At 60.1% G+C, this 19,222-nt stretch carries 16 protein-coding genes; 9 read left to right on the top strand and 7 right to left on the bottom strand.

The window, feature by feature from the left end; translation table 11 throughout:
- Positions 1–21: 21 nt before the first annotated feature.
- Both araD1 and ATY79_RS03890 read left to right on the top strand, forming a co-directional pair.
- Positions 22–1,017, top strand: coding sequence for an AraD1 family protein (araD1, locus tag ATY79_RS03895; protein WP_189637956.1), 996 nt, complete (start codon positions 22–24; stop codon positions 1,015–1,017).
- 70 nt (positions 1,018–1,087) lie between these two features.
- A complete protein-coding gene (locus ATY79_RS03890) occupies positions 1,088–2,521 on the top strand; it encodes an aldehyde dehydrogenase family protein (RefSeq protein ID WP_088703099.1) in 1,434 nt (477 codons plus the stop codon).
- Between the two features lie 53 nt (positions 2,522–2,574).
- Here the strand turns inward: ATY79_RS03890 and ATY79_RS03885 are convergent, their stop codons facing one another.
- Genes ATY79_RS03885 through ATY79_RS03875 form a run of 3 tightly spaced genes read right to left on the bottom strand, consistent with a single transcriptional unit; the run spans position 2,575 to position 5,761 of the window.
- Entirely contained in the window at positions 2,575–3,399 is an 825-nt protein-coding gene (locus tag ATY79_RS03885; protein ID WP_088703098.1) for a transglutaminase family protein, read from the bottom strand.
- 11 nt (positions 3,400–3,410) lie between these two features.
- The gene (locus ATY79_RS03880; RefSeq protein WP_088703097.1) at positions 3,411–4,352 is read right to left on the bottom strand and encodes an alpha-E domain-containing protein; all 942 of its coding nucleotides are present in this window, start codon (positions 4,350–4,352) and stop codon (positions 3,411–3,413) included.
- Positions 4,352–5,761, bottom strand: a complete 1,410-nt coding sequence (locus tag ATY79_RS03875; RefSeq protein WP_088703096.1) for a circularly permuted type 2 ATP-grasp protein — start codon at positions 5,759–5,761, stop codon at positions 4,352–4,354. Before ATY79_RS03875 ends, ATY79_RS03880 begins: the two co-directional genes overlap by 1 nt.
- A gap of 356 nt (positions 5,762–6,117) precedes the next feature.
- On the opposite strand from ATY79_RS03875, the gene ATY79_RS03870 reads away from it, so the two are divergent.
- Positions 6,118–7,026 carry a DMT family transporter gene (locus ATY79_RS03870; protein ID WP_088703130.1) on the top strand — a complete coding sequence of 303 codons (909 nt, stop codon included), beginning with the start codon at positions 6,118–6,120 and terminating at the stop codon, positions 7,024–7,026.
- Here the strand turns inward: ATY79_RS03870 and ATY79_RS03865 are convergent.
- The 3 genes from ATY79_RS03865 to ATY79_RS03855 form a co-directional block, all read right to left on the bottom strand.
- Positions 7,023–7,664: a VOC family protein gene (locus tag ATY79_RS03865; RefSeq protein WP_088695220.1), complete on the bottom strand. Its 642-nt coding sequence runs from the start codon at positions 7,662–7,664 to the stop codon at positions 7,023–7,025. The two genes, ATY79_RS03870 and ATY79_RS03865, sit on opposite strands and share 4 nt — an antisense overlap.
- A 205-nt stretch (positions 7,665–7,869) precedes the next feature.
- Complete coding sequence (locus ATY79_RS03860; RefSeq protein WP_088695221.1) at positions 7,870–9,537, bottom strand: DEAD/DEAH box helicase; 1,668 nt, start codon at positions 9,535–9,537, stop codon at positions 7,870–7,872.
- 332 nt (positions 9,538–9,869) lie between these two features.
- On the bottom strand, positions 9,870–10,280 hold the full coding sequence (locus ATY79_RS03855; RefSeq protein ID WP_088695222.1) for a hypothetical protein: 411 nt from the start codon (positions 10,278–10,280) through the stop codon (positions 9,870–9,872).
- Between the two features lie 257 nt (positions 10,281–10,537).
- Here ATY79_RS03855 and ATY79_RS03850 point away from each other — a divergent pair, with 257 nt between their 5' ends.
- Positions 10,538–13,381 carry a response regulator gene (locus ATY79_RS03850; protein WP_088703095.1) on the top strand — a complete coding sequence of 948 codons (2,844 nt, stop codon included), beginning with the start codon at positions 10,538–10,540 and terminating at the stop codon, positions 13,379–13,381.
- Positions 13,382–13,853: 472 nt separating this feature from the next.
- Positions 13,854–14,789, top strand: a complete 936-nt coding sequence (locus ATY79_RS03845) for a HEPN domain-containing protein (RefSeq protein WP_088695224.1) — start codon at positions 13,854–13,856, stop codon at positions 14,787–14,789.
- Between the two features lie 169 nt (positions 14,790–14,958).
- On the opposite strand, the gene mnmD is transcribed toward ATY79_RS03845, so the two are convergent.
- Entirely contained in the window at positions 14,959–15,675 is a 717-nt protein-coding gene (mnmD, locus tag ATY79_RS03840; protein WP_088703094.1) for a tRNA (5-methylaminomethyl-2-thiouridine)(34)-methyltransferase MnmD, read from the bottom strand.
- On the opposite strand from mnmD, the gene ATY79_RS03835 reads away from it, so the two are divergent.
- The 4 genes from ATY79_RS03835 to uraD all read left to right on the top strand — a co-directional run bounded on the left by ATY79_RS03835 (position 15,674) and on the right by uraD (position 19,208).
- Complete coding sequence (locus tag ATY79_RS03835) at positions 15,674–16,852, top strand: FAD-dependent oxidoreductase (RefSeq protein ID WP_088695226.1); 1,179 nt, start codon at positions 15,674–15,676, stop codon at positions 16,850–16,852. The genes mnmD and ATY79_RS03835 overlap by 2 nt on opposite strands.
- A gap of 113 nt (positions 16,853–16,965) precedes the next feature.
- Positions 16,966–17,688, top strand: coding sequence for a DUF1045 domain-containing protein (locus ATY79_RS03830; protein ID WP_088703093.1), 723 nt, complete (start codon positions 16,966–16,968; stop codon positions 17,686–17,688).
- Between the two features lie 99 nt (positions 17,689–17,787).
- Positions 17,788–18,711: an allantoinase PuuE gene (puuE, locus tag ATY79_RS03825; RefSeq protein ID WP_088695228.1), complete on the top strand. Its 924-nt coding sequence runs from the start codon at positions 17,788–17,790 to the stop codon at positions 18,709–18,711.
- The gene (gene uraD / locus ATY79_RS03820) at positions 18,711–19,208 is read left to right on the top strand and encodes a 2-oxo-4-hydroxy-4-carboxy-5-ureidoimidazoline decarboxylase (protein WP_088695229.1); all 498 of its coding nucleotides are present in this window, start codon (positions 18,711–18,713) and stop codon (positions 19,206–19,208) included. The genes puuE and uraD overlap by 1 nt, the downstream gene beginning before the upstream one ends.
- The last annotated feature ends 14 nt before the right edge of the window (positions 19,209–19,222 follow it).

The following is a 19,222-nucleotide window of genomic DNA, read 5'->3' as shown; positions in this document are numbered from 1 at the left end:
ATCGAAAAAAGGATGAAGACCGTGCTCATTTCGCAGATCAAGGGTTCGAACGGAGAGATCATTGTCGCCGTGCGCGAGCCGGGCGGTACCGCGAAAGCCGTCAAGAATGCCGGCAGCGTCTACGCGCTGGCCATGGAAGCCGCAAATAGCGGCAAGTCGCTGCTACAGGTGATTGAAGCGCATGGCCTCGGCGATGCTGTCGACCTCGAAAAGGCTTATGCCGAAGGCAAGTTTCTGCCGCCGATGACGCATTCTGACGCCGCACACCTGCACCTGACGGGCACCGGTCTTACGCATCTGGGTTCGGCTGCAACGCGCGACTCCATGCACAAGAAGACCTCCGAGGCGGCTGAAGACACGCTCACCGACTCGATGAAGATGTTCAAGATGGGCCTGGAGAACGGCAAGCCGAAAGCGGGCGAGAAGGGCGTTCAGCCCGAGTGGTTCTACAAGGGCAACGGCTACGGTTCGGCGGCTCCCGGCGCACCGCTCGTTTCTCCGTCCTTCGCGCTGGATGGCGGCGAAGAGCCCGAAATGGCTGGCATTTATGTCATTGCGCAAGACGGCACGCCGTTTCGCATCGGCTTTGCGCTGTCCAACGAGTTCTCCGATCACGTCACCGAGCGGATTAACTACCTCTACCTCGCGCATTCGAAGCTGCGCCCGGCAAGCTTCGGTCCCGAAATCCGTATCGGTGCTGCGCCCGAGGATATCCGCGGCACATCGCGCATCAAGCGTGGCGATAAGGTGATCTTCGAAAAGCCCTTCCTCTCAGGCGAAGCGAACATGTCGCACACCTTCGCCAATCTCGAATATCACCACTTCAAGTACGGCCTGTTCCGTGTGCCCGGCGACGTTCACGTTCATATGTTCGGCACCGCGACACTCTCCTTCGCAGAAGGCATCAAGACGGAAGAGGGCGATGTCTTCGAAATCGAAGTCGCCGAGTTCGGCCTGCCGTTGCGCAACCCTCTGAAGATTGCCGCCGAAGAAGAGATCGCCGTCAAGCAGCTCTGATTTCGCAAGGCCCGGCTGCTTCGGCGGCCGGACCGTCTCTACAGAACGGTGAAGGAGGCCTAGTCAGCCCATGACCATTTATAAGAACCTCATTGCTGGCGAATGGGTCGGCTTGGACGCCACGAAGAACATCAATCCGTCGGATACCAATGAGGTCGTTGGCCTCTATGCGGACGGTACGACCGAAGACACGAAGAATGCGATTGCCGCCGCCAAGGCAGCCTTCCCTGCCTGGTCGCGCTCTGGCATCTGGGAACGTCATGTCATCCTCAAGAAGGCCGGCGATGAGATTATGGCGCGCAAGGACGAGCTCGGCGCGCTGCTCGCCCGCGAAGAGGGCAAAACGCTTCCCGAGGCGATCGGCGAGACCATTCGCGCGTCGCAGATCTTCGAATTCTTCGCCGGCGAGGCGCTGCGCCTTGCAGGCGAGGTCATCCCATCTGTTCGCCCCAACATCGGTGTCGAGATCACCCGTGACCCGCTCGGTGTTATTGGTATCATCACGCCCTGGAACTTCCCGATCGCGATTCCCGCGTGGAAGATCGCGCCGGCGCTCTGCTACGGCAACACCGTCGTCTTCAAGCCGGCCGAACTCGTTCCGGGCTGCTCCTGGGCAATCGTCGACATCCTGCACCGCGCCGGCCTGCCGAAGGGCGTGCTGAACCTCGTCATGGGCAAGGGTTCGGTTGTCGGCCAGGCGATGCTCGACAGTCCGGATGTTACAGGCATCACGTTTACCGGCTCCACCGGCACCGGCCGCCGCGTCGCGGCCGCCTCGATCGAGCATAACCGCAAGTTCCAGCTCGAAATGGGCGGCAAGAACCCGATGGTCGTCCTCGACGATGCTGACCTCACGGTCGCTGTTGAAGCAGCAGCCAATTCTGGCTTTTTCTCCACCGGCCAGCGCTGCACGGCGTCTTCGCGTTTGATCGTCACTGAAGGCATCCACGACAAGTTCGTGGCGGCGCTGACGGAAAAGCTTCAGGCGCTGGTCGTCGACAACGCGATGAAGCCTGGCACGCACATCGGCCCCGTGGTCGATGAAAGGCAGTTGAAGACGGATACCGATTACATCGAGATCGGCCGGAAAGAGGGCGCCAAGCTCGCCTTCGGCGGCGAACTCATCACCCGTGAGACGCCCGGCTTCTATCTGCAGCCGACGCTGTTTACGGAAGCCACGAACCAGATGCGTATCAGCAGGGAGGAAATCTTCGGTCCTGTTGTCTCGGTCATCCGCGTCAAGGACTACGAGGAAGCACTGGCGACCGCCAACGACACGCCGTTCGGCCTGTCAGCCGGGATTGCTACGACAAGCCTCAAGCACGCGACGCATTTCAAGCGCAACTCCGAGGCGGGCATGGTCATGGTCAACCTGCCGACCGCAGGTGTAGACTTCCACGTGCCGTTCGGCGGTCGCAAAGGCTCGTCCTACGGCCCGCGCGAGCAGGGCAAGTACGCGGCCGAGTTCTATACGAGCGTCAAAACGGCCTATACGCTGGCCTAACGATGGCCCAAAACGATCCGAGCCGCTGTGCGGCGGCTCGGACAGCGAGTCCGTCAGCTCTGGCTTTGGCTCTGCATCTGCTCCTGATCTTCGACCTTAACGACGACCGAGAGCTTTTCTCCCGGCGTGCCGATGCGCATGCCTGAAACGGGGGCCGCATCGCGGTAGCAGAGCCCGGAGGCGACGCGCACGTAGCGTGCATCAGGGCAGATGTTGTTTGCCGGATCGAAGCCGACCCAGCCGAGCCCCGGCACATACGCTTCGCCCCAAGCGTGCGTTGCCGCCTGCTCCACCTTCTCTTCCATCATCAGGTAACCGGAGACGTAGCGGGCTGGTACGGCGAGGCTGCGTGCCGCGGCGACGAAGACATGGGCGTGATCCTGGCAGACGCCGCTCTTTTTCTCCAGCGCTTGCTCCGCTGTCGTTTCGGTGTCGCTGGTTCCAGGCCGGTAGGCCACTGCCTCGTGAATCCCCGACATCAGCGCATGCATGCGAGCCAGTTCGTTGTCACCGCTGACACCTTTGATCAGTTCCTTGACGAGCTTGCCGGACTTCGTCCTCGGCGTCTCGCGCAGGAACAGCCAGAGCGGGCAGAACCCGCTGTGAGCGCCGAGGACGCCATTTCGATCTTCGGTCTCGACTTCGCCTTCTGCGACGATGCGGGTCGTCCGCTGCTCGCCTTCCAGCGAAACGAGGTTGATGTGATTGCCGAACTGGTCGTCATATTCGACCTCGGGTTTCGCGCCCTCGACATGCAGCGACCAATTGAGGATCCTCTGCCCGGTTACGGTCGGCGGCGTCAGCCGCAATCGCTGTAGCGAGAAGACGGACGGCTCCTCGTAGTGATATTCGGTGACGTGGCTGATCTTAAGCTTCATGTCGTGCCCGCCTATGCATAGAACCGGTAACCGTCGGAAATTTCCGCGCCGAGCTGGTTGTTGCGCGTGACGAAATCTTCCAGAAACTCATGCAGGCCCTGGTCCATGATCTCCTTGATGGCGCGCGTCTGGAGGCTCTTGCGAATGGCATCTGCCGTGTCGTGTGCCGGCAGTCGTTCGCCGTAGTCCTTGGAGAGATAGCCGAGTTCGCTAACGATCTTTTCGTAGCAGTAGGCGAGCGAGCGTGGCATCTGGCCGTTGAGGATTAGGAAGTCGGCGATGTTCATCGCCCGATATTCGCCGTCGTAGGCCCAGCTGTAGGAGCGGTGGGCGGAGACGGACCGCAGGATCGACTCCCATTGGATGTTGTCGATCGACGTGCCGACGGCGGAGACCGAGGGCAGGAGCACATAGTACTTCACGTCAAGAATACGGCTCGTATTGTCCGCGCGCTCGATAAAGGTGCCGATGCGGGCGAAATTGTAGAGTTCGTTTCTGAGCATGGAGCCGTGGAAGGCGCCACGGATCAGCCCGGCGCGATGTTTGATGGCATCGATCGCTTCCGGCAATTCCGCTGCCTTCAGCCGCTTGGACAGCAGCGCCTTCAGCTCGATCCAAAATTCGTTCGTTGCTTCCCACGTCTCGCGAGTCAGCGCGGTGCGCACCATGCGGGCGTTATTTCGCCCATAGTCGACGCAGGACATGACGCTCGAAGGGTTGCTCCGATCGCGCAGCAGGTAGTCGATCGCGTCGGCGCTCGTCAGCTTGCTGTGGCCCTCGTCGTAGGTCTCGCGGACGCCCGCGCTTTGCAGGACGCCGTCCCAATCGTCGTCACCGGTTCCGCTTCTCGTCAGAGACATGCGCAGACCGGCATCGATGAGGCGCGCGATGTTCTCGGCGCGTTCGAAGTAACGGAACATCCAGTAGAGTCCGTTTGCAGTTCTTCCGAGCATCAGTCCTCCAATACCCAGGTATCTTTTGTGCCGCCGCCTTGGCTGGAATTGACCACAAGCGAGCCCTGTTTGAGAGCCACGCGGGTCAATCCGCCAGGGATGATCTGCACCTTGTCGGAGACGAGAACATAGGGACGCAGGTCCACATGGCGTGGCGCAATTCCCTTGTTGACGAGGATTGGCACGGTCGAGAGCGAAAGCGTCGGCTGTGCGATGTAGTTGGCGGGCTTTACCTTCAGCTTTTCGGCAAAATCGGCGCGCTCCTTCTTGGTGGCCGTCGGTCCGACCAGCATGCCATAGCCGCCGGAGCCGTGTACTTCCTTGATGACAAGCTCTTCGAGATGCTCGAGGACGTATTTGAGGCTCTGTGGTTCGGAACAGCGCCAGGTCGGCACGTTTTCCAGGATCGGCTTGCGCCCAGTATAGAACTCGACGATCTCGGGCATGTAGGAATAGATCGCCTTATCGTCCGATATGCCGGTGCCTGGTGCATTGGCGATGGTGATGTTGCCGGAACGGTAGACGTCCATGATGCCAGGAATGCCGAGCGCCGAATCCGGCCGGAAGGTGAGGGGATCGAGGAAGTCGTCGTCGACGCGGCGATAGAGCACGTCGATCGCCTCATAGCCGCGGGTCGTGCGCATTTTCACCTTGCCGTCGATGACGCGCAGATCCGAGCCTTCGACCAACTCGACGCCCATGGTGTCTGCGAGGAAGGAATGCTCGTAATAGGCGGAATTGTAGATGCCAGGCGTGAGCACGGCGACGCGCGGCTTGCCCTTGCAGCCCGGAGGCGCCAGCGACGCCAGGCTCTGGCGCAGCAGGTAGGGATAGTCCTCGACCGGTCGGACCTTGTTGGCGTGGAACAGTTCCGGAAACATCTGCATCATCGTCTCGCGGTTTTCCAGCATGTAGCTGACACCGGATGGTGTGCGGGCGTTGTCCTCCAACACGTAGAACTCGTCCTCGCCGGTGCGCACGATATCGGTGCCGACGATGTGCGTGTAGACGCCGCCCGGCGGACGGAAGCCGATCATCTCCGGTAGGAAGGCATCGTTCCTCTCGATCAGTTCGCGTGGGATGCGACCGGCGCGGATGATTTCCTGCTTGTGGTAAATATCATCAAGAAAAGCGTTGAGCGCGATCACCCGTTGCTCGATGCCCTGGGCGAGCTTGCGCCATTCGCGACCTGAGATGATGCGGGGGATGATATCGAAGGGGATGAGCTTTTCGGAGGAGTCTGCGTGTCCATAGACCGCGAAGGTGATGCCCGTCTTTCGGAAGATGTTTTCCGCGTCCCGGGATTTGGCAATCAGATGCGTTCGATCTTGGTTATTGTACCACTCAAAATATTTCTCATATGGCTGACGAGGATTTTCGTCCCCGGTGATCATTTCATCAAATGCCAAAGGTGTGGCTCCCCTTTTTTGTTCATTTGAATACAACGCAATAAGCAATGCAAGAACCATGCACAGTTCGGGGGTGAGATTTGTAAAATCCTCCCAAGTGGCCAAAAGAGCCAAAAAACTGGGCATTTATCAAAATCTGACATGGCTGCGGTGGCCGTCAATCCCTGGTGGTCGCTCAAAATATAGGCGCCTGATTATTTTCAGATCGGCATTCGATTCATTTTCGGGCCGAGCCGAATCTCTGTCGATCGCGTCACCCATCAACGAAACTGCAGGTAAGCATCAATGCTTCGCTTTTGACGGCGGGGCCACCGGTCGGCTATCAGCGCGGCAATCCGTTGCCCCAGGACCAATTCATGCTTGATCGCATTGCGCCCATCATCTTCGTTTTCCTCTGGTCGACCGGCTGGGTCGTGGCGAAATACGCCGCGATACATTCAGAGCCCTTCACGTTCCTCGCGGTGCGTTATGCGCTTTCGGCGCTGGCGTTTCTCAGCCTTTGTCTTGCCATGCGCGCGGCGTGGCCGGGCCGTGCTGTTGCTTTCAAGGCAGTCTATTCCGGTATGTTCCTGCACGGCTTCTATCTTGGCGGCTTGTGGTGGGCGATCGCGAATGGCGTGCCGGCGGGAATCTCGGGCATCATCGCTGCCCTGCAGCCGCTTTTGACGGCGATGGCTGCGCCGCTCCTCGTCGGCGAGCGTTTGCACGGCGTCCAGAGGCTGGGCCTGTTGCTTGGCTTCCTCGGCATCGCCATCGCGATATCGCCGAAGCTCTTCGATCCGGCGACGGCCGATCTGGCGCATGCGGCCGTACCGCTGGCGATCAACCTTATCGCCATGTGTTCCGTCACTTACGGAACGCTCTATCAGAAGAAGCATCTGCAGACCGGCAACCTTCTTCCCATTGCCACGTTGCAATATGTCGGCGCCTTAATCGTTACCGTGCCGCTGATGCTTTCCTTCGAGCGTATGCACTTCGACGGATCGGCACAGGCCGTTGCGGCGCTGATCTGGTCCGTATTCGGACTGTCGATGGGCGGTGTCGGATTGCTGCTCTATCTCATCCGCCGAGGCCAGGTTTCGCGGGCGGCTTCGCTCATTTATCTGATGCCGCCGACAGTAGCGCTCGAGGCTTTTATCGCCTTCGGCGAGCCGCTGACACTGCCGCTGATCCTCGGCACCATCGTCGTGGTGACCGGGGTCTATCTGACCAACAGACCGGTGAAAGTTCCTCCACAGGACGCAAAGGAGCTTCAACGGGCCTAGGGAGCCGTCCCTGAAAAGGCGATCAGGTTTCCGTCGGGGTCCTGCATGATAAAAGTGCGCGCGCCCCATGGCTCGGTGCGTAAGGGCTGATGGAACGAGGCGTCGGCAGCCTGATACTCCAGAAACAACTGTTTCGGATCATCGACCGTTAGCGTTGCGGAGAGGGCGTCGACCTCTCCGGCTCTGAAGCCAGCGTCGAAAACCGGCACCCCGACTTTTCGCAGGTTCAAGCGTGCGCTGCCGCGAAAGACCTGGGCATAAAAGGGCGGTTCGCCGTAGAGGAACGCAATTTCAAAGCCGAGTTTCCGAACATAGAATTGGCATGAGGCATTGATGTCGGAGACGAAGAGCTGCGGCTCTGCGGAGAGGATCAGCGGGCGCCTGCTGTCCAACACTGTCGATTTCGTCATGGTTTCGATCCCTTCGACTAGCGCCGGCCGATTCGCGAAGCCGTGCTTTCTGGCAACAAGCTCCTGCGCGTCGCTGAGCCTGAAGTCTGCATCTAGGATCTCTCGGTCGCTTTGATCTCGATATCTGGGCAGAATCCATCTGATCTGTGCGGCAACGGGATAATACCGTTCGCGATGCCATCGCAGGTATGTCTTGGCTTGCTTTCTGAGATTTTCGATATTTGGCATGGGCGCGGACTACGTTTGACTTTGTCGTACGTACGTGGGCGGGCAATGCCCCTCCGGCTTGAAGCCGACGCGCCCTACAGCAGCGCCATCATGCTAACGCGACTGGCGGGTCGGTACAAGGCAGGATTGAAATGATGAGCAATCAATCTGGTGCCGCAAGATGCGCATTGTAAAGGGCGGGATCTCTCCCGCCCTTGCTTTTTGATCAGGCGCGTTCGCGACGCTGGCCATTCCCACCACGCGAGGGACCGCCGCGACGGTTACCGCCATTGCCTTCCCGACGTTCGCCGCCGCCGTGGGCCTGTGCGCCGCGATCTTCGCCGTGCTTGCGGGCGGGACGGCCGTGCGCGTTGCGGGCGCCGCCGCCGGGATGATGGCGGTTCTCGCCGTTGGCATGGTTGCCATGCTGCGGGCGCTGCGGCTTGCGGGCCGGACGGAAGTCAGACGTCGCGGCCAGATCATTGTCGGGGCCGGATACCATCGGCGTCGGCTCGCCGCGACGTTGGCCGCGGAAGTCCTCGTTGCGCTGGGTCTGGCGCTCCGGACGCGGACGACGCTCGCGGCGCTCCTCGTTGTTGGCGCGGACTTCGTCACCGGCCTCAGGGCGCGGACGACGCTCCGGGCGACCGCCTGCACGATGACCTTCGCCACGACGCTCACCGCCACGGTTCTCGCCACCACGACCCTGGCCGCGGTTGCCGCCATTGCCGTTGCCGCGCTTTGGCGCCGCGTTCATGTTGGCTGGGGCCTCGCCGCTGGCAACGGCGATCGAGATGTTCATCAGGCGCTCGATGTCCCGCAGCAGACGGGTCTCATCGGGAGCGCAGAAGGCGATCGCGATGCCGTCGCGACCGGCGCGAGCGGTGCGGCCGATGCGGTGGACGTAGGCATCCGGCACTTCCGGCAGGTCGTAGTTGTAAACGTGGCTGACGGCCGGGATGTCGATGCCGCGGGCTGCGACATCGGTCGCGATCAGCGTCTTGATGTCGCCGTCACGGAAGGCCTTGAGGGCGCGCTCGCGCTGGCCCTGACTCTTGTTGCCGTGGATCGAGGCGACGGAATAGCCGAGGTGGTCGAGATGCTTCATCAGCTTCTCCGCACCGTGCTTGGTGCGCAGGAAGACGATGGCGCGGCCATCCGGGTTCTCGGTGAGCGACTTCTTCAGGAGGTCGGTCTTGTCATTCTTGCCGTTGACGAAATGGACATACTGCTCGACCTTGTCGGCAGCCTTGCCCGGAGGCGTCACTTCGACGGTGACTGGATTCGTCAGATATTCGCCAGCGAGATCGGCGATCGCCTTCGGCATGGTGGCCGAAAACAGCATCGTCTGGCGTTTCTTCGGCACCATTTTGGCGATCTTGCGCAGGTCGTGCACAAAGCCGAGGTCGAGCATCTGGTCGGCTTCGTCGAGAACGAGGTAGCGCACGGCCGTTAGGCCGATGGCGCGGCGTGCGACGAGGTCTAGGAGGCGACCGGGCGTGGCGACGAGGATGTCGGTGCCCTTTTCAAGCTGCAGCTGCTGCTTGTTGATCGACACACCGCCGACGACGACGTTGATGCGCAGGTGTGACTTGCGCAGGAAGTTCTTCAGGTTCTGGGCGATCTGGTTCACCAGTTCGCGGGTCGGGGCCAGGATCAGCGTCCGGGTGGTACGGTTGTCCGGGCGGCGTTCCTCAGGGATGAGCTTTTCGATGAGCGGCAGGCCGAAGGCGGCCGTCTTGCCGGTTCCGGTCTGGGCGAGGCCGATGAGGTCTCGGCCTTCGAGAAGAAGCGGGATCGCCTTCTCCTGAATGGGGGTCGGCTTTTCGATGCCGAGCTGGAAAAGTGTGGCGACGATCGGCTTGGAGACACCAAGCGATTCAAAATTGGTCAAGTCATAACCTTTTTAGGGCGCGCCAAAACAAATCCGCCGGATCGCAGAGTGCAGCCCGGTGTCATTCTGGCGTCAAGAACCCCGCGTGAAGTGGGAACTTGTCTTGTTGGAAAAAGCTTTCCAGCGCTTCTGCCGCGTCTTGGGTGCGGCCCGTATGAAATGCGCTTTTGCCCTTCTTCCTGCATCTTATTTGCTGGCAGGGGCACGCTCACGCGGCGGCCGGAAGGTGAAAGCTGGCCTGCATTTGGTCTAGTTCGGGCCAAAAGTCAAGGGCAGCCGGCTCAAGGAGCGGCTGCGCGAAAGCCCTGTGAGGCCTCAGACCAGCTCGGTCCTTAGTAGCATACCCTTGTGCGGTAAGCCTCGCCCCATCCATTGCGCTGCCATTGAACATAACAACGGGGTGCGTAGTAGTCGCGGCGGTAGTACGGTCTGTAGTAGCTTCGATAGGCCGGATATGGGCGATAGTAAGACCCGTAATAGGGCCGGTAATAGGGCCGGTAGTAGGAGCCATAGTAGGGCCGATACACCGATCCGTAGTAAGGCCGATAGTATGGCCGCGGATAGTAGCCGTAGTAGGGGTAGGGACGTACAGCCTGCGACAGCAGGATGCCACCGACGGCGCCAGCCGCGACGCCGCCCCAGAAGTCACTGTTGGCATTCGCGGGCGTTGCCGGGAGGAAAGTGGTCCCAGTCAAGGTCAATGCCATTAAGCCCGCCGCCATGCTTTTACGAAGTACGGACATGGTCGTCTCCTTTCGTTGACGAAGCTTGTTCTTGAAGCCGTCAGGAGAAGCCGTTCGGGTCTACGGGGCCAGCTGAACGAGTTCATTTTAGAAACGACTGAAACTATACCACAGTTCCCGGATGTCTACGGCCTGTGATCATACCGCGCCGGCCAATGCGCAAATTGCCCATTGCCATCAAAATCATGGTTAAAGCCTTGTTAAAGCGGCGCGGCTATACTGTTCGACGAGCAGACTTTTCTGACTGAGGACTGATTTTGACATCGAACGGGGACCTTCTCGAACTGGCCTGCCGCCGGATCGCAGATCTGGATCGCCCTGCCTATGTCAAGAACAGCGAGCTCCGTTACGTCGCAGTCAACGAGGCCTATGCGTCCTTCTTTGGAAAGGAAATCTCTGACTTTATCGGCCGTCGGAGCCGCGAACTGATCGACACGCCGGAAGAGGAGACCCGCGAAGACAAGGAGCGGCGTGCACTCGTTTTCGCAAGCGAGGAAAGTGCCGTTTGCTTCGACAGCAGCGGCGCTGAGCACGAGCGGGTGCGCATCGAAAGCTTCTCGCCCTCCGAAGACCGTGTCTACGTGCTCGGTATTTTCGAGAGGCGAGCACCGCGCCGGGATGGCGGTAGGCAGCCGGCGTCGAATTTGGCCCGCAGCCAGGCCCTGAGCGAGGATCTTCATAACATCCTTCGCGCTCTTCCCGTCGGCGTCATGATCCTCGACGACATGCGCAACGTTCTCTACGCCAATGACGAGTTTTACGATGTCTGGGATCTGCCGTGCGACAACCGCTTCGACGGCTGGGCTTTCATCGATGTAATCCGCCACAATCATAAGCTCGGACGCTATGGCGCCAAGGTGACGCCGGAGCAGGTTCTTGCTCGGCGGGAGGCACATTTCCAGGCGGCGGAGAGGGAACAGCGGCCGGTGGAACTCGGTTGGGTCGGTGGCAAGCGGGTACTGTTCGATGGCAGAAGTCTCTCCAATGGCCGGGTTCTGCTTTCCTATGCGGATGTGACCGCAGTTCGCGAGCGCGAAAAGGAAGTTCACGAAACGCGGGCGGCGCTCGAGCATATGGGCGATCTGATGCATGATGCGACGCGCGCCATGTCCCAGGGTCTTCTGATCGTGCAGGACGGGATCATCCTGCTCGCGAGCGATCCGCTCAGCGATATCCTGGCAATTCCGCCAGAGTACCTGGCTGTCGGTCGGGGATGGATCGACCTCTTCCGGTTCTGCGCCGAGCGGGGGGATTTTCACGGCCAGGAGGACGAAATCCTCACGAGTTGGCGAGACAACATTGCGGCCAAGAAGCCGATCTCGACTCCATTTCATGTCGCCGGCGAACGTTGGGTCAACCTGGACGCTACCATCAGCGAGCGGCAGCATTGGATTGCGTTGTTTACCGATGTCACCGAAGCGAAGGAGCGAGAGGCCGAGCTAGAGCGGCTCCTGTCGCGGGCGGAGGCGGCCGATCGCGTTAAATCCGAGTTCCTGGCGAACATGAGCCATGAGATCCGGACACCAATGAATGGTGTCCTCGGCATGGCTGAGTTGTTGGCGAAGACCGATCTCGATACGCGCCAGAAGACGTTCATCGATATCATCGTCAAGTCAGGCAATGCGCTGGTGACGATCATCAATGATATTCTCGATTTCTCGAAGATCGATGCCGGTCAGATGACGCTCCGGCGCACGACGTTCGATTTAGTCGACGCGATCGAGGATGTTGCGACCCTCCTGTCTTCGCCTGCGGCCGAAAAGAACATCGAACTGCTCGTGCGCACGGCGCCCGATTTGCCGTCGGCTGTGATCGGCGACGCGGGGCGCTTCCGGCAGATCATCACCAATCTCGTCGGCAATGCCGTAAAGTTCACTGAACGCGGTCACGTCCTAGTGGACATCGGTTTCGCGCCGGGCGCGCAAGACGAGATCATGGCGAGCATCCGGGTCGAGGATACCGGCATCGGCATTCCGGATGACAAGCTGGAGTCCATTTTCGACAAGTTCTCGCAGATAGACGCGTCCTCTACACGTCGTCACGAAGGAACAGGCCTCGGCCTTGCCATCACGGCAGGGCTGGTCGACCTGTTTGGTGGCTACCTCGAGGTGGACAGTCAGCCGGGTGAGGGCTCGGTCTTTACCGTGAACCTGCCTTTCGTCGTGGCTGCGGCGCGGCTGGCGCCTAAGCCGTTGCCGGTCAACGTGAGGGGTGCCCATGTTCTCGTCGTCGACGACAATGCGGTCAACCGACAGATTCTGACCGAGCAATTGGCTCTTTGGGGCTTCGATGGCGCCGCCGCCGAAGACGGGCCCGCGGCCTTTGCAATAATCGAGGCTGCGCACGAGTTTGGTCTAGGGATCGATGCAATCGTGCTGGACTATCAGATACCGGGCATGAATGGCGCCGAGATTGCGCGGAAATTGCGTACCGACAGCCGCTTCGAGCGTCTGCCGATTATCTTTTTGACATCAATGGACATTGCCGGGACCGAAAAAGAGTTCGCGGCGCTCAACGGCCAAGCCTATCTGATGAAGCCGGCGCGGGCCAACGTGCTGAGGAACACCATCGCAGACGTCGTGCGTGCAAGCCGGACAAAGCAGGTCGCCGCTGCTGCTATCATGCAGTCTAGCGCGGAAGCGATGCCATCGCCGCTGTCCAAAGCCCAGCCTTCCGAGACGGCGCCGACGGAGTTCATCGACGTGCTGGTCGCGGAAGACAACGAAGTCAACCAGATCGTCTTCACCCAGATCTTGCTGGAAAGCGGTCGTAGCTTTCTCGTTGTCGGCAACGGCCAAGAGGCGGTGGAAGCGTGGCACCGCCACACCCCGCGCATCATCATGATGGATGTCTCGATGCCCGTGATGAACGGCCATGACGCGACGCGCGCGATACGCGATCAGGAGCGCGGGCAAGGCCATCGTGTGCCAATCGTTGGGGTGACCGCGCATGCGCTGGAGGCCGATCGCGACCTTTGCCTGGAGGCAGGCATGGATGATTACATGTCAAAGCCGATCAGCCCGGAGTTGCTCGAAGAGAAGCTGGAGCTGTGGTTGGGCAGGAACGGGCGACAGACGGGTCAGTCGGCGAGCCATCGCTAGAACGGGAAGCTGCAGCCAGACGAGCCCCGCGTGGTGTGTCTGAGGCTCGCCCAAACCATCTTTGAGCTTGCCCGGGCAACTCGGTGCCGCCGAAAACGCGTATATTCGCGAGATCGCTGAATGTGGCGATGCGTTGCGGGTTGCGACGAAGCCGCTGCGCGATCGGGCGAGCGGATAACTACAGTGCCGCCGAAGTTGAGATCCAAGGTTGAGATCCAGGAAGGCGAACAAAAAATCACAGAGGTCCGCAATATTTCGGAGACACGTGAACCGATCCCGCCGAACAGAGCGGGTTTCACGATTGGAAGAGCTTCAGCGCGAGGCCGAGCACAACCCCGACAAAGACGAGTTCGAAGGATAGCAGCCGTTCGCCGCGCTTGCGTCATGATGCCGGACTGCTCGGCATTTGATTGTATTTTCAAGAATATTCCCGTATAACGTTTGGATGCGCAATCATGACGGAGCCGCTAGGATGGATGCGATTCTGACCGAAGGCTTTGACGCGGCTTTGACCCTGACCGACCATATCGAACATCTGCCGGACCGGAAGCGGCGCGAACTGGCGCACATCCTTCAGATCCTGTTTGCCGAGGTCGAACGCTTCCAGTCAAGCAAGCTGTCGGCCAAGCGCCATGCCGGCAAGATTCTGATGGTCCTGCTCTATGGATCTTACGGCCGAGGCGACTGGGTCGAAGATCACTTGAGCGGCTATCGCTCCGACTACGATCTGTTGATCGTCGTCAACAGCAAGTCGTTCGCCGAGGAGCAGGAGCTCTGGGAAGGCATCGAGGAGCGGCTGTTGAAGGAGCAGATCGCCCACCGCATCGACACGCCGGTCGTGCCGATCATCCATACGCTGGCCGATGTCAACGACCAGCTTTCGCGGGGCCGGCCCTTCTTCGTCGACATCGCCAGGGACGGCATTCCCCTCTACGAGACGCCTGGCCATCCGCTGGCCCAGCCGAAGCCCTTGACGGCGAAGGAGAGGCGCGCCGAAGCGCAAAGCTACTTCGAACAATGGCGGCAGTTGTCTGAAGAAGCGTTGAAATTTGCCCAATACGGTCTATCGAATGGCATGTGGCGCGACGGCGCGTTCATGCTGCACCAGGCCACCGAGCGCGCCTATCATTGTGCCCTGCTCACCCTAACCCTCTACAGCCCCAAATCTCATCGTCTCAGGATCCTTCGCTCTCAGGCCGAGGAGATCGACCATCGGCTGATTGCTGCATGGCCGCGTGACAACCGGTTTTCACGGCGCTGCTTCGAGTTGCTGTCGCGGGCCTATGTGGAAGCGCGATATTCGTCGAAATACGCAATCAGCAACGAGGAACTCGCCTGGCTGGTCGAGCGCGTAAAGGCTCTTCAGACTCTCGTGGAAACGGTATGTAAGGAGCGACTTTCCGTGTGAAAGTTAGTCATGACCGGCGTGGCGACGGTTGGTCTGAGCGGCTCGTCATGCGCAGCAGCCAAATGGAAACGCATTGCTCTCAGTATGGCAAGGGTCGTCTTCCAGCATCCGTTTGCCGCCAAACTCCCGCAGAGATCGGGAAAGACCGCCGTTTACGGACGAGCACGAGCTAGGATTTGATACCGCAGAGCATTTCGCGCTTGCCGGCAAAGCCGCTCCGACGCTCGACGACAAAGCCAGCCGCGATCAAATTGCGCCGGACGAAGCCCGCCGCGGCGTAAGTCGCAAAGGTTCCGTTCGTTCTTGTCTTTTCGCAGACGAGGTGCATCAATTCCTCGGACCACATATCAGCGTTGCGCGACGGTGCGAAGCCGTCGAGATACCAGGCATCAAAACCCGCTTCGGCGGCTGCGACTCCGTCTAGCGCGCGACCACAGACGACGCTGAGCGTCGTCTGGCTATCAAGGCTAAGGGATACGGTTCCGTTGGGTGTTTGTGGCCATGCTGCAGCCAGGGTTTGCCGTTCCGCATCGATCTCGGTCCAATGAGACAGCGCTCGGTCGATTTCCTCGCGTTGCATCGGATAAAGCTCGAACGACATGAAGTGCAATTTCTGCCCCGTGCGCCGATTGAGTTTCCACTGTCGCCAGCTTTCGACAAAATTCAGGCCGGTACCGAAGCCGAGTTCGCCGATCAGGAAGTCGCCTTGATCCTGCCAGCGCTGCGGCAGACCGTTGCCGGCAAGGAAGACATGCCCGCACTCAAGCCTACCGTCCGTCTGGCAATAAAAATGGTCGCCAAAGGCCGGTGAATAGGGCATATCGCCGTCGCGCCATTCAAGCGGCTGGTGCGCGCCAGGAGTTTTTTCAGGATCCGTATCTGTCATGACCAAAGCCGATAATCCGGCCTTGTCGTCCGGTCAATCATCGACTTCCCTGCTGATCGTCGGCGGCGGCATCATGGGACTGTGGGCGGCGGTTCACGCGGAGCGTCTTGGCATTGATACATTACTCGTCGACGCCGATCGGCTCGGCCACGGCGCGAGCGGTGGGTTGCTTGGCGCGCTCATGCCGCACATGCCGGACAAGTGGAACGCCAAGAAGCAATTCCAGTTCGATGCGCTGGTTTCGCTGGAGGCGGAAATTGCAGCTTTGGAACAGCAGACGGGCCTTTCCGCAGGCTATCGCCGTTCCGGGCGCCTCATTCCACTGCCGAAGCCGCACTTGCGCGAGATTGCGCTTGGCCATAACCGCGATGCCGACGATCGCTGGATCGCGGGCGAGCGGCGGTTCCATTGGCATGTCCTTAATAGGCTGCCTCAGGAGAATTGGCTCGATGCCACGACTGGCGAAAGTGGCTTCGTGCACGATACGCTTGCCGCTAGGGTTGCCCCCCGGTCGCTGACTGCTGTACTGGCCGCATCGCTGCGCGACGCCCGGCATGTACGGGTTGCCGAACATGTCTCGGTCGAGGATCTCGACTTTGAGCGCAAGGTTGCAAAAGCGACCGCAGGTGACATTGCGTTCGGCCAATGCGTTGTCGCAGCCGGGCACCAATCCTTTCCATTGCTGGGGCGCCACACTGCTGGCCTTGCCAGGCCGCTCGGCCAGTCCGTCAAAGGGCAGGCAGCGTTGTTGAAAGTCGATATAGACCCGTCCATGCCGACGATCTTCCGCGACGGACTGTATATTGTTGCGCATGAGGGTGGCCACGTCGCTGTCGGCAGTACCAGCGAGAATCGCTTCGACGAGCCGCTTTCGACCGATGGACAACTCGATGCGCTGCTTGAGGCAGCCGGACAATTGGTGCCGGCATTGCGGGGCGCGCCCGTGCTTGAACGATGGGCCGGTCTGCGGCCGAAGGCAATCGACCGTGACCCCATGATTGGCATCCACCCCGACCATGACGGATTGATCGCTTTGACCGGTGGCTTCAAGGTCAGTTTTGGTGTCGCCCACCGTCTTGCCGCCGCAGCGGTCGACTTGGCGGCCGATCGCCGGCCGCGTTTTGCTCTGCCGGACAGCTTTCTCCTTGCTAATCACATTCGTGTGGCTTCACGCTAAACGTGAATTAGCATTTCCTGCCTTTCGTTAATCTGTCATGCAAATCACCTATCTGCTAGCGCGACCGCGGCGCCGACGGATGGCCGCGCCGTATGTTCGACGGAGGAAATCGCATGCGCTATGCCATCTGCTTTACGCCCGCTGCGAGCGACCCGCTCTCGCACGTGGCCGCAAATTGGTTGGGCCGGAATGTGTTTTCCGGGGAGATGGTCGAGCCGACCGCCATCCGTGGACTGAGCATCCACGAAATTGCCTTCCATACAGCCATGCCGCGCCGCTACGGCTTTCACGGTGTTCTGAAGGCGCCCTTCCGCCTTGCCGCCGACATGTCGGAAGCGCAACTTTTGCGTGATCTCATGCGCTTCGGCGGCACGCTTTCGCCGTTCCAGATCAGGAAGCTGGAGGTCGCGCGGTTCGGCGGCTTCTATAGCCTCGTTCCGTCGATGCCCTGCGAGCATCTTCACTATCTCGCCTGCGCCGTTGTTCAAGAGTTCGATCGTTTTCGTGCGCCGTTGAGCGAGGCGGAAATCGAGCGTACGGATCCCGGCGGTCTGTCGGCGGCGCAGTTCACGAACCTGCATCGCTGGGGAAGCCCCTATGTTATGGACGAATTTCGATTCCATATGCCGCTGACCGGCCCTGTCAGTCAGTGTGACATGCCTAGGGTGGAGCAGGCGCTTCGCAATGTCTTCGAGCCGATGCTTGCCAATCCTATCAAGGTGGCGAATGTCGCTCTGATGATCGAAGAGGGGAATGGCGGGCCGTTTCGCGTGCATTCGCTGCATCCGATGGGCAAGGTCAGTGCCCGGCGGGATCGTGTGCCTGCATTTGCCTAAGGCTTTGTGCCGTAAAGGCGAAACTCTGTTGCGTACTTTCCGTCTCGACATTCCCTCGCTGGATGCTACCGTTTCGCCGACTTTCAGGAAGGTGATTTCATGGTATCCGAGACTTATCCGCGCAATCTGACCGGTTATGGACGCAATACGCCCGATCCGAAGTGGCCGGGCGACGCGCGCGTCGCCGTCCAGTTCGTTATCAATTACGAGGAGGGTGGCGAGAGCTGTGTCCTTGATGGCGATCCGGCTTCCGAGAATCTGCTGTCGGAAATCGTCGGTGCCGCGCCTTGGCCGGGCCAGCGCAACCTCAACATGGAATCGATCTATGAGTATGGCTCGCGCGCCGGTTTCTGGCGCCTGTGGCGGATGTTCACGGAGCTCAAGGTTCAGGCGACTGTCTATGGCGTGACACTTGCCATGGCCCGCAACCCGGAGGCGCTTGCGGCTATGAAGGAGGCCGGCTGGGAGATCGCCAGCCATGGCTACCGCTGGCTGGAATACAAGGATTTCCAGGAGGACGTCGAGCGCAAGCACATCCAGGAAGCGGTGCGCCTGCACACGGAACTGACCGGCGAGCGGCCCTACGGCATGTACCAGGGCAAGCCCTCCGACAACACGCTGCGCCTCGTCATGGAGGAGGGCGGGTTTCTTTATTCCTCGGACTCTTATGCCGACGACCTGCCGTTCTGGGTCAAGGGCATCGACGACAAGCCGTTCCTGATCATCCCATATACGCTTGAGACCAACGACATGCGTTTCGCCACGCCGCAGGGCTTCAACTCGGGCGATCAGTTCTTCACCTACCTTAAGGATGCTTTTGACACGCTCTATGACGAAGGTAAGGCGGGCAGCCCGAAGATGATGTCTGTCGGCCTGCATTGCCGCTTGGTCGGTCGACCCGGCCGCGCGGCGGCGCTGAAGCGCTTCATGGAATATGTGCTGAAGCATGACAAGGTTTGGATCCCAAGGCGTCTCGAGATCGCCCAGCATTGGCATACGCACCACAAGCCGGAGACGATCTGATGCTTTCGCGTGACGAGTTCGTATCGCGCTACGGCGGTGTTTTCGAACATTCGCCGTTCATTGCCGAGCGTGCCTATGACGATGGTTTCGTCGGAGATGAATTGACGGTGGATCGTGTGCATACGGCGCTCGTCGCCATCTTCCGGGCGGCGAGCCCGGAGGAGCGGCTGGGCGTACTGCGCGCCCATCCCGATCTTGCAGGACGCCTTGCGGTAGCCGGCGAACTCACCGAAGACAGCAAGAAGGAGCAGGCAGGCGCCGGGCTCGACCGGCTGAGTGCGGAGGAACATGCCCGTTTCACCGAGCTCAATACGGCCTACGTCGAGAAGTTCGGCTTTCCCTTCATCATTGCGATCAAGGGCTTGAACAAGGACGATATCCTGGCAGCCTTTGAAAAACGCATCGACAACACGCGCGACGAAGAGTTCGAAACGGCCACCGCTCAGGTCGAACGTATCGCGTTCCTGCGACTGGAAACGATGTTGCCGGGGCGCTGAGACAGCGTTTCCGT

Source organism: Rhizobium sp. R693, assembly GCF_002211315.1.
Taxonomy (GTDB): domain Bacteria; phylum Pseudomonadota; class Alphaproteobacteria; order Rhizobiales; family Rhizobiaceae; genus Rhizobium.
This window is presented reverse-complemented; position numbering and strand designations above follow the sequence as displayed.